Raw genomic sequence first — 10,619 nt, forward strand, 5'->3', positions numbered from 1 at the left:
CGGCTACGGCTTCCCGCAGCCTGCGGCCCCGCAGGCACCCCAGCCGCCGCAGCACCCCGGTATTCCGCAGCAGGCCGACGGGCAGCCCCCCGCGGCAGCCCCCCAGGCTTTCCCGGCACAACCTCCGCAGGCCCAGGCCCCGCAGCCCCCGGCCCCGCAGATCCCCCAGCCCACCGCCGGCCCCGAGGCGCCCCCCGGCGGCTACGGCTTCCCGCAGCCGCCGGCGACCCAGGCGCCCCAAGCCCCCCAGGGGCCGGTGCCGCCCGTCGACCCCCGTGCCGGTGCGGCCTGGCCGCAGCCGATGCAGCACGACCAGCGGCAGCCCGTCAACCCGGGTGCCGCGCCGCTCGGTTACACGGCGGCCGTGGAGCTGTCCTCCGACCGGCTGCTCAACAACAAGAAGCAGAAGCCGAAGAGCAGCCGTCCGGCCGCCGGCGGGTCCCGGTTCAAGCTGGGCGGGAAGAAGGAGGAGGCCGAGCGGCAGCGGAAGTTGGAGCTGATCCGCACGCCTGTGCTGTCCTGCTACCGGATCGCGGTCATCAGCCTCAAGGGCGGCGTGGGCAAGACGACCACCACCACCGCGCTCGGCTCGACGCTCGCCACCGAACGACAGGACAAGATCCTCGCGATCGACGCCAACCCGGACGCCGGCACCCTCGGCCGCCGGGTGCGGCGCGAGACCGGGGCCACCATCCGCGACCTGGTCCAGGCGATCCCGTACCTCAACTCGTACATGGACATCCGGCGGTTCACCTCGCAGGCCCCCTCCGGCCTGGAGATCATCGCCAACGACGTCGACCCGGCCGTCTCGACGACCTTCAACGACGAGGACTACCGGCGCGCGATCGACGTGCTCGGCAAGCAGTACCCGATCATCCTCACCGACTCGGGCACCGGTCTGCTGTACAGCGCCATGCGCGGGGTGCTCGACCTCGCCGACCAGCTCATCATCATCTCCACGCCGTCGGTGGACGGGGCGAGCAGCGCCAGTACGACGCTGGACTGGCTGTCCGCGCACGGATACGCCGAGCTGGTGTCGCGGTCCCTCACGGTCATCTCGGGGGTGCGCGAGACCGGCAAGATGATCAAGGTCGAGGACATCGTGTCGCACTTCGAGACGCGCTGCCGGGGTGTGGTGGTCGTGCCGTTCGACGAGCATCTGGCGGCCGGCGCGGAGGTCGACCTCGACATGATGCGGCCGAAGGTGCGGGAGGCGTACTTCACCCTCGCGGCGATGGTCGCGGAGGACTTCGTCCGCCACCAGCAGATGCACGGCCTGTGGACCAGCGACGGCAACCCGCCGCCGGTGGCCGCGCCGCCGCTGCCGGGCCAGCCGCTGCCCGGACAGCCCATGCCGGGCCAGCCGGTGCCGGGTGGGCCTGTCCCGCCGCAGGCCGGCCAGCCGTACCCGCAGGCGCCCCAGCCGGGCCAGCCGTACGCCCACCCCGGGCAGCCGGGGCAGCCGCCCGCGCAGCCCTACCCGCCGCAGCAGCCGGGACAGCCCTACCCGCCCCAGGCCGGGCAGCCGTACCCGCAGACGCCTCCGCCTCCCCCGCCTCCGCAGCGGTAGCCCCTGGCGGGGAGCGAAGAGAAAGGGCGGCCGGTGCATCCCGCACCGGCCGCCCTTCGTGTTCCCGACGAGGAACTAGCCCTCGGCCGCCACCAGTTCGCGGCAGCGCTTCACGTCCTCGGCCATCTGCTCCAGCAGGCCGTCCAGGGAGTCGAACTTGGCCTGGCCGCGGACGAAGGCCAGGAAGTCGACGGCGACGTGAAGGCCGTACAGGTCGAGGCCGACGCGGTCGATGGCGTACGCCTCCACCGTGCGCTCGGTGCCGTCGAACTGCGGGTTCGTGCCGACGGAGATCGCCGCGGGCATCGCCTCGCCGTTCGCGTGCAGCCAGCCGGCGTAGACGCCGTCGGCGGGGATCGCGGTGTGCGGGAGCGTCTCGACGTTGGCGGTGGGGAAGCCGAGTTCACGGCCGCGCTGGGCGCCGCGCACGACGACGCCCTCGACGCGGTGCGGGCGGCCGAGGATCTCGGCGGCGCCCGCCACGTCGCCCTCGGCGACCAGACGGCGGGTCAGGGTGGAGGAGAAGGGCTCGCCGCCGCCCGCCGTGCCACGCACGTACAGGTCGACGACCTCGACCTCGAAGTCGTAGACCTTGCCCTGTTCGGCGAGGAACTCGACGTTGCCGGCGGCCTTGTGGCCGAAGCGGAAGTTGGGGCCCTCGACGACGGCCCTGGCGTGCAGCTTGTCGACGAGGACCTTGACGACGAAGTCGGCCGGCGAGAGCTTCGAGAACTCCGTGGTGAAGGGGAGGATCAGGACCGCGTCGACACCCAGTTCCGCCATGAGCTCGGCGCGGCGGTGGTGCGGGGCGAGCAGCGGCGGATGGCTGCCGGGGCGGACGACCTCGCTGGGGTGCGGGTCGAACGTGACGACGACACAGGGCACGCCCAGCTCACGGGCGCGGTCCACGGCGTGCCGGATGATCAGCTGGTGGCCGCGGTGCACCCCGTCGTAAGAGCCGATGGTGACGACGCTGCGCCCCCAGTCCTCGGGGATGTCCTCCAAGCCACGCCAGCGCTGCACTGTGACCGCTCCTCGAACCCGTGTCCGTGTTTTTTCGTGTTCCGTTGACCGCGTTGACCGCTTACGCAGGTCTAAGGGTGCCATGCCACGGGCGCGCGGCCCGCATCGGCATGGGGGCTGTGATCCGACGCACGTGCGCCGGGGATCTCCTCCGCGTCACACGGGCACCCGTGCCCCCGCCAGGTTCTCGATCATGCGGCGGGCGCTCGGGCCGACCACCACGGCCCACTCCCCCGGCTCCCGGGCGAGCCAGCCCGCGACCTGCGCGGCGAAGCCGGGGACATGACGGCCGAGGTCGACCAGACCGCGGTCGAAGCGGGTCGCGCCGTCGGGGGTGCGCACGAGCAGGAGCCCGGTGCGGTGGACGAGGTCGCGCAGCTCCTCCCCGCTGTGCTGGGCGGCGCCGTGCAGGAGGGCGTCGAGGACGGCGGGGTCGTCCTCGCGGTCCAGCAGGAACTCCCGCAGTTCACGGCGGAGCGGACGGGAGCGAGGGGTGTCGGCGGTCCCAACGGCCGGAGCCCCGGGAGCAGGGGCCCCTGGGGCGGCCAGGACGGCCGCCAGAGCGGCCCGCACCGGCGCGGGACCGCCGTCCAGCAGGCCGCTGACCAGGGGAAACAGGACGTCGCGGGGGCATGGGACCTCGTCGAGGCGCCGGTCGACGTACGCCGCGATGTCCCCGGCGCTCTCCGGGTGCGTCTCCAGGGCCTCCCGGACCACGGGGACGACCCGGCGCGCCAGAGCGGGTGGGGTGGCGTCGGCCAGCGCGCGCAGCAGCCGGGCCGTGTCGGCGCGGGTGCGGCGCAGCCGGGCGCGGACGGCGTCCAGGACCGGCTCGGGATGGGTGGCGAGGGCGGTCAGCAGCGCGTCCGGCGGCAGTTGCGGGTCGCCCGCCGCGAACCGCTCCAGCGCCTGCGGGAGGTGGTGGGAGCGGGTGTGCGGGTCGCGGACGAGGAGGGCGAGCGCGCCGCCGTGCAGGGAGGTGTCGGCGGGGCGGGCGAGCAGTGCGAGGGCCGCGCGGCGCAGCAGGTCGCGGTCGGCGTCGGTGCGGATCCGAGGTGCGGCGCGCAGCGCGTGGGCCAGGGCCGCGACCCGCCGGGTCGGCCGCTCGTCGCGCGCCCACCGGTCCACGGCCCGGCACAGCGCGGAGGGCTCGTCCTCCGCGAGGACGGCGAGCAGTTCGTCGGCCCGCGGGTGCGCGCAGTCGACGAGGGCCTCCGTGAGGTCGTCCAGGGCCCGGTTGCGGTGGGTGTGCAGCAGCGCCTGCGCGGCCGTCGCCACGGTGGCGTGCGGTGCCGCCGGCAGCGGCCGCTCGTCGTCGAACCAGCGGGTGAGGCACGGCTGTACGGCGGTGGCGTCGGCGGCGAGTTCGGCGGCGACGGCGTCGAGGTAGCGGGGCGTGTCGGCGGCCTGCGGGGCGGAGTCGGCGAGGACCAGCCGGCGCAGCAGGTCGAGACGGACGTCGACCGGCAGCGGCAGGGAGGTCCAGAAGCCGGGCGCGAACTCCCCCGCCCCGCCGTCCCGCCGTCCCACCACGAGGTCGGCCAGCCTGCGCAGCACGGCGGTGTACGGGGTGGCGTCCGGGACGTGCGGCAGGGTCCGGGCGAGCAGCCGGGCCGCCCACCAGGACCGCGGGTCGGTCTCCAGCGCGTCGGTCAGCTCGGTGAGTTTCGAGGCCAGCCGGTCGGTGCCGTGCTGGCGGGCGAGGAGCAGCAGCGCCTGCACGACGGGGCCGACGCGGTGGTGCGGTACGGGCAGGGGGTGGCCGCCGTCCGGGGCGCCGGGGCGGTGGACCAGGGCGCGCAGGGCGGCGTCGAGATCGAGGTGGAAGCCCTGGATCCAGTCGGCGAGCTCCTCGTGGGCGAAGCGGTAGCCGGGGCCCGCCGGCACGAGGATGCCCTCGGCGAGCACCGCGGAGGCCCAGCCGGTGCCACCGCCGAGCCGGTCCGGTGCGGGCCCCCACGGGAACACCGCCTCGAACGACGCCCGGTCCAGCTCGCCCTGCCCGGGGCCGAGACAGCGCCGGGCGGCCTCGTGGACCTGCCCGGCCACCTTCGCCGCGAGCCGTCGTACGGCGGTGCCGCGCAGGCCGTTCTCCGCGGCCAGCCGCACCGCGACGCGCAGGCACAGCAGGTCCAGGTGGGCGGCGAACACCTCGTCGCGGTCGACGGGGACGACCTCAGCGTCGGGGAGGGCGGCGCGGACCTCTCCGTAGAGGCGGAGGGTGAGGGGGTGGCGGGCGTCGGCGGCGCCGAGCGCGGTGTCCGGGACGCCGTGGCGGGCGCGGGCCTCGCGGGCCTCGGCCGGGGTGAGGTCGCCGAGCGGGACGCACGGCGGCAGCGCTCCGGCGGGTGTACGGCCGTACAGCATGTCCGCCGGGAAGCGGGCCCCGGCCTGCTCCCAGTACTCCGCCCGGCAGGCCACGACCAGCCGTGTCCCGGTCTCCCGCAGCCACCGTGCCGTGCCGTCGGTCCACTCGGTCAGGCGGTGGGCGAGGCCGGGGGGCATCTCCTCGGGGCAGTCCAGGAGGAGCAGCAGCGGGCGGCCGGCGGTGCGGGCGAGGTGGGCGAGCCGTTCCGGGGAGGGGCCGTCGGGGGCCGGGCCTGGCCGGGAGGCGGCCACGATCCGGGCGGCGCGGGCGAGCGCCCGGGCGGCGGCGTCGGAGACCGACGTGTCCTCGTCCCTCAGGTCGGCGCCGCGCAGCCACAGCGTCGGTGCCGGCCGCGCGCCCCGGCCGCGGCGGGCGGCGAGCGCCGCGAGTTCCGTCGTACGGCCGCTGCCCGGTGCGCCGACGAGGGCGAGGACGGCCGCCGGGCTCTCGGTGAACGCGGCGAACTCGCGTGCCGTGGCGGCGCGTTCGACCGGCGGTGGGCCGCAGGGGTCGTCGGCCGGTCCGTCCGAGCCGACGGAGGCGGCGGTGAGTTCCAGGACGCCGGCGAGGTTGAGGTCGGTGCCGTAGGCGGGGACGGTCGCGGCGTTGCGGGCGAGCAGCTCGGCGAGAGGGCCGTCGGGTGCGGCGGGGCAGAGCGGGACGGCGAAGCCGGCGGCGTGCCGGTCGGAGCGCAGGGCGGTGCCGACGACGGCGACGACGGCGCCGGTCGCGGCGTCCAGCACCGGGGCGCCGGCCGCGCCTCCGCCGAGCCGCAGCGCGTCCCGGCCCGAGGTGCCGATCGCCAGCTCCAGGCAGTCGCCGACCTGGTGGAAGCGGTCGGTGGCCGTGTACGTCACCGGGGCCTCGGCCAGTACCCGTGCCTCGCGCCAGCAGCCGGCCGCCAGCCGGACGTAGGTGCCGGTCTCGACGCGGTCGCGGACGCTGACGGGCAGCGGGTCCGCGTCCAGGCCTTGGGTGCGGACGAGGGCGAGGTTCAGCTCGGGCAGCGGGGTGACGGCGTCGGCGGTCACGGCGCAGCAGCGGCCGGTGTCCGTGGACAGGACCAGGCGGGGCAGGCCGTCGACGGCCTCGTGGCTGGTGACGACCGTGCCGTGGTGGTCGGCGAGGAAACCGGTGCCGCGCGGTCGGCCGGCGAGGTCGCTGACGCGGACCAGGGCGGGGTCGGGGCGGGGGCCGTCGGCGGTGTCGGTGTGCTCGGGGGCGTCGGCCGGCGGGGCGGTGTCCGGGGTCAGGGCCGCGTCGTGCCGGGGTGTGCGGCTCTCGCCGCCGGTTCGCGGGGCCCGTTCCGCCATCGCCGTACCTCCCGCCGCGCCCGCGTGCCTCGGATTCGACGGTAGGCGTTGGGCTGATCGGCCGGACAGACCGCGAGTCGAACGCGCCCCCTCACGCTCCCTCGGTTCACTCCGAGCGCCTGCCCGGACGGGTGAATGAACGCGGGCCCTTGGATAACCCTAGGGGTGGGGGAACCGAGGGGGGACCGTGGAGCGGCGGGCCGAGCAGGACCCCGTGCTCGCCGCTCCACGGGCAGACCGACCGGGTCTGCCTCAGCCCGTCACCCTCAAGGCCGCAAGGCAAGGCCCCAGTGCCGCGACACCTCAGCGCCGCAGCACCTCAGCGCCGCAAGGCCTCAGGAGCGCATGGCCTCAGGCCCCAGCGCCTCAGTGCCGCAAGCCTTCGGTACCTCAGGCCCTCGGCCTCAGCCGAGGACGGCCAGGCTCTTCGCCTTGCCCTTCTGTTCCTCGACCAGTGCGAGGAATCGGCCCTCGGGGTCGAAGACGGCGACCGGGCCGGAGCCCGCGTACGCGTCGGGCATCTCCAGCCGCACACCGTTGGTGAGCAGCCGGGCCCGCTTGGCGTCCACGTCCCAGCGGGGGAACGCGGCCGCGGCGGCCTCCGCGATCGGCATCACCGTCAGCTCCTCCTGGAGCTGGTCGAGGGTGCGGGCGGCGTCCAGCTTGTACGGGCCGACGCGGGTGCGGCGCAGGGCGGTGAGGTGGCCGCCGACGCCGAGGTCGGCGCCCAGGTCGCGGGCGAGGGCACGGATGTAAGTGCCGGAGGAGCAGACCACCGAGACGATCAGGTCCAGCACGGGGGTGCCGTCCCCGGCGACGGCGTCGCGGACGTCGTACACGGTGAAGGAGGAGACGGTCACCGGGCGGGCAGGGATCTCGAAGTCCTCGCCCTCGCGGGCCCGCTTGTAGGAGCGCACACCGTCGATCTTGATGGCGCTGACCTTGGAGGGGACCTGCATGATGTCGCCGGTCAGCTTGGCGATGCCGGCGTCGATGGCGTCCCGGGTGACCTTGGAGGCGTCGGTGGAGGAGGTGATCTCCCCCTCGGCGTCGTCGGTCAGGGTGTTCTGGCCGAGGCGGACGGTGCCCAGGTACTCCTTCTCCGTGAGGGCGAGGTGACCGAGGAGCTTGGTCGCCTTCTCCACACCGAGGACGAGGACGCCCGTCGCCATCGGGTCGAGGGTGCCGGCGTGGCCGACGCGGCGGGTCTTGGCGATCCCCCGCATCTTGGCCACGACGTCGTGCGAAGTGAAGCCCGACGGCTTGTCGACGATGACGAGGCCGTCGGGCGCGGTGTGCTTCCGGTTCATTCGGCGGTGTCGTCCGTCTCGTCGTCACCGGGCGTGCGGTACGGGTCGGCCCCGCCGGCGTACGCGGCGCCCGCGGACGCCTCACGCACCTTCTCGTCGGACTGGCGCGCCTTGTCGAGGAGGTCCTCGATGGTGCGGGCGGTGTCCGGGAGGGCGTCGGCGACGAAGGACAGCGTCGGCGTGAACTTCACGCCGGCCGCGCGGCCGACCTCGGAGCGCAGGATGCCCTTGGCGCTCTCCAGGCCGGCGGCGGCCGCCTTGCGGTCCTCCTCGTCCCCGTACACGGTGTAGAAGACGGTCGCCTCCCTGAGGTCACCGGTGACGCGGGTGTCGGTGATGGTGACGTGGGAGCCGAGCCGCGGGTCCTTGATCCCGCGCTGCAGCTTCTGGGCCACCACCTCTCGGATGAGGTCCGCAAGCCTCTTGGCGCGCGCGTTGTCGGCCACTGGTCCGTCTCCCGTTCTTTCTTCTGCTGATGTTGCTCTGGTCCGGTCGGTCAGTCGTCTTCGCCGTGGAAGCGGCGTCTGACCGACAGCAGTTCCACCTCGGGGCGGCCGGCGACCAGCCGTTCGCACCGGTCCAGTACGCCGGTCAGGTGCTCCGCGTCCCCCGAGACGAGAGCCAGGCCGATCGTGGCCCGGCGGTGGAGGTCCTGGTGGTCCACCTCGGCCGCGCTCACCGCGTACTTGCGCTGGAGCTCGGCGACGATGGGGCGGACGACGGAGCGCTTCTCCTTCAGCGACCGTACGTCACCCAGGAGGAGGTCGAAGGACAGAGTCCCCACGTACATGTGTGTAACCGGTTCACCCGCCGGTACGGGATCGATGGCCCCGTCGGCCGTGTGGGACGGGGCATCAGGAACGGTACAACGATACCGGCCGGAGCTCGACGGGGTTTTTGTGACCGTCCCTGGGGCCACGCGCCCCGGGAACGGCGGCGCGCCGGCCGGCGGGACAGGTCCCGTCGGCCGGCGCGTACCGCGTGGGTCAGACGCGCGGCTTCTCGCGCATCTCGTACGTCGCGATGACGTCGTCGACCTTGATGTCGTTGAAGTTGCCGAGGTTGATACCGCCCTCGAACCCTTCGCGGATCTCGGTGACGTCGTCCTTGAAGCGACGCAGGCCCTCGATGGTGAGGTTCTCCGCGATGACCTTGCCGTCGCGGACCAGGCGGGCCTTGGTGTTGCGCTTGACCTCGCCCGAGCGGATGAGGACACCGGCGATGTTGCCCAGCTTGGACGACTTGAAGACCTCGCGGATCTCCGCCGTACCGAGCTCGACCTCCTCGTACTCCGGCTTCAGCATGCCCTTCAGGGCCGCCTCGATCTCCTCGATCGCCTGGTAGATGACCGAGTAGTAGCGGACGTCCACGCCCTCGCGCTCCGCCATCTGCTGCGCGCGGCCGGCGGCACGCACGTTAAAGCCGATGACGATCGCGTCCGAGCCCATCGCCAGGTCGATGTCGGACTCCGTGACCGCACCGACGCCGCGGTGCAGGACGCGGATGTCGACCTCTTCGCCGACGTCCAGCTGGAGCAGCGAGGACTCGAGGGCCTCGACGGAACCGGAAGCGTCACCCTTGATGATCAGGTTCAGCTGCTGGACCTCGCCGGCCTTCAGAGCCGCGTCCAGGTTCTCCAGGGAGAACCTGCGCGTGCGCTTGGCGAAGGCCGCGTTGCGCTCGCGGGCCGCACGCTTCTCGGCGATCTGGCGGGCGGTGCGGTCCTCGTCGACGACGAGGAAGTTGTCGCCCGCACCCGGGACGTTGGTCAGGCCCAGGACCTGGACCGGCGTCGACGGGCCGGCCTCGGCGACGTTGTTGCCGTTGTCGTCGAGCATGGCGCGCACGCGACCGTAGGCGTCGCCCACGACCATCGTGTCGCCGACCCGCAGCGTGCCTCGCTGGACGAGGACCGTCGCCACGGCACCGCGGCCGCGGTCGAGACGGGACTCGATCGAGATGCCCTGCGCGTCCTGGTTCGGGTTGGCCCGCAGGTCGAGCGAGGCGTCGGCCGTGAGGATCACGGCCTCCAGCAGCGAGTCGATGTGCAGACCCTGCTTGGCGGAGATGTCGACGAACATGGTGTCGCCGCCGTACTCCTCGGCCACCAGGCCGTACTCGGTCAGCTGACCGCGCACCTTGGTGGGGTCGGCACCCTCGACGTCGATCTTGTTGACCGCGACGACGATCGGGACGTCGGCCGCCTTGGCGTGGTTGAGCGCCTCGACCGTCTGCGGCATGACGCCGTCGTTGGCCGCGACGACCAGGATCGCGATGTCGGTCGACTTCGCACCACGCGCACGCATGGCGGTGAACGCCTCGTGACCCGGGGTGTCGATGAAGGTGATCTTGCGCTCTTCGTCGTTGACCTCGGTCGCGACCTGGTAGGCACCGATGTGCTGGGTGATGCCGCCGGCCTCGCCCGCGATGACGTTCGTCTTGCGGATGGCGTCGAGCAGGCGGGTCTTGCCGTGATCGACGTGACCCATGACGGTGACGACCGGCGGGCGGACCACCAGGTCCTCCTCGTCGCCCTCGTCCTCGCCGAACTCGATGTCGAAGGACTCGAGCAGCTCGCGGTCCTCCTCCTCCGGGCTGACGATCTGAACCGTGTAGTTCATCTCGCCGGCGAGGAGTTCGAGCGTCTCGTCGGAGACGGACTGGGTCGCGGTGACCATCTCGCCGAGGTTCATCATGACCGCGACGAGCGACGCCGGGTTGGCGTTGATCTTCTCCGCGAAGTCGGTGAGCGACGCACCGCGCGACAGGCGAATGGTCTCGCCGTTGCCGCGAGGCAGCATCACGCCGCCGACCGACGGGGCCTGCATGGCCTCGTACTCCTGGCGCCTCTGCCGCTTCGACTTGCGGCCGCGACGCGCGGGACCACCGGGACGGCCGAAGGCGCCCTGCGTGCCACCGCGGCCACCGGGACCGCCCGGACGACCGCCGAAGCCGGGACGGCCACCGCCGCCACCGCCCGGACCACCGGGACGGCCGGCGAAACCGCCGCCGCCACCGGCGCCACCGGGACCGCC

Annotated in this window: 7 protein-coding genes; 1 reads left to right on the forward strand and 6 read right to left on the reverse strand. The window is 73.7% G+C overall.

Annotated features, from left to right (window positions below):
- On the forward strand, positions 1–1,570 hold a 1,570-nt coding region (locus ALMP_RS27710), incomplete at its 5' end, for a MinD/ParA family protein (protein WP_264933140.1).
- 75 nt (positions 1,571–1,645) lie between these two features.
- On the opposite strand, the gene ALMP_RS27715 is transcribed toward ALMP_RS27710, so the two are convergent.
- The 6 genes from ALMP_RS27715 to infB form a co-directional block, all read right to left on the reverse strand.
- Complete coding sequence (locus ALMP_RS27715; RefSeq protein ID WP_264933142.1) at positions 1,646–2,593, reverse strand: bifunctional riboflavin kinase/FAD synthetase; 948 nt, start codon at positions 2,591–2,593, stop codon at positions 1,646–1,648.
- Between the two features lie 156 nt (positions 2,594–2,749).
- The gene (locus ALMP_RS27720) at positions 2,750–6,274 is read right to left on the reverse strand and encodes a serine protease (protein WP_264933143.1); all 3,525 of its coding nucleotides are present in this window, start codon (positions 6,272–6,274) and stop codon (positions 2,750–2,752) included.
- Between the two features lie 404 nt (positions 6,275–6,678).
- Positions 6,679–7,584, reverse strand: coding sequence for a tRNA pseudouridine(55) synthase TruB (gene truB / locus ALMP_RS27725; RefSeq protein ID WP_264933145.1), 906 nt, complete (start codon positions 7,582–7,584; stop codon positions 6,679–6,681).
- The gene (gene rbfA, locus ALMP_RS27730; RefSeq protein WP_264933147.1) at positions 7,581–8,030 is read right to left on the reverse strand and encodes a 30S ribosome-binding factor RbfA; all 450 of its coding nucleotides are present in this window, start codon (positions 8,028–8,030) and stop codon (positions 7,581–7,583) included. The genes truB and rbfA overlap by 4 nt, the downstream gene beginning before the upstream one ends.
- Before the next feature lie 50 nt (positions 8,031–8,080).
- A complete protein-coding gene (locus ALMP_RS27735; protein ID WP_264933149.1) occupies positions 8,081–8,374 on the reverse strand; it encodes a DUF503 domain-containing protein in 294 nt (97 codons plus the stop codon).
- A 196-nt stretch (positions 8,375–8,570) separates the two neighbouring features.
- The coding region (gene infB / locus ALMP_RS27740) for a translation initiation factor IF-2 (protein ID WP_264933150.1) at positions 8,571–10,619 on the reverse strand (2,049 nt) is incomplete at its 5' end.

Source organism: Streptomyces sp. A012304, from assembly GCF_026008495.1.
GTDB lineage: Bacteria > Actinomycetota > Actinomycetes > Streptomycetales > Streptomycetaceae > Streptomyces.

What these genes read in the sequence shown, in the direction of transcription:
- truB (WP_264933145.1), bottom strand. Translation starts at nt 7,584, where the DNA reads ATGAACCGGAAGCACACCGCGCCCGACGGCCTCGTCATCGTCGACAAG.
- ALMP_RS27735 (WP_264933149.1), bottom strand. Translation starts at nt 8,374, where the DNA reads ATGTACGTGGGGACTCTGTCCTTCGACCTCCTCCTGGGTGACGTACGG.
- ALMP_RS27720 (WP_264933143.1), bottom strand. Translation starts at nt 6,274, where the DNA reads ATGGCGGAACGGGCCCCGCGAACCGGCGGCGAGAGCCGCACACCCCGG.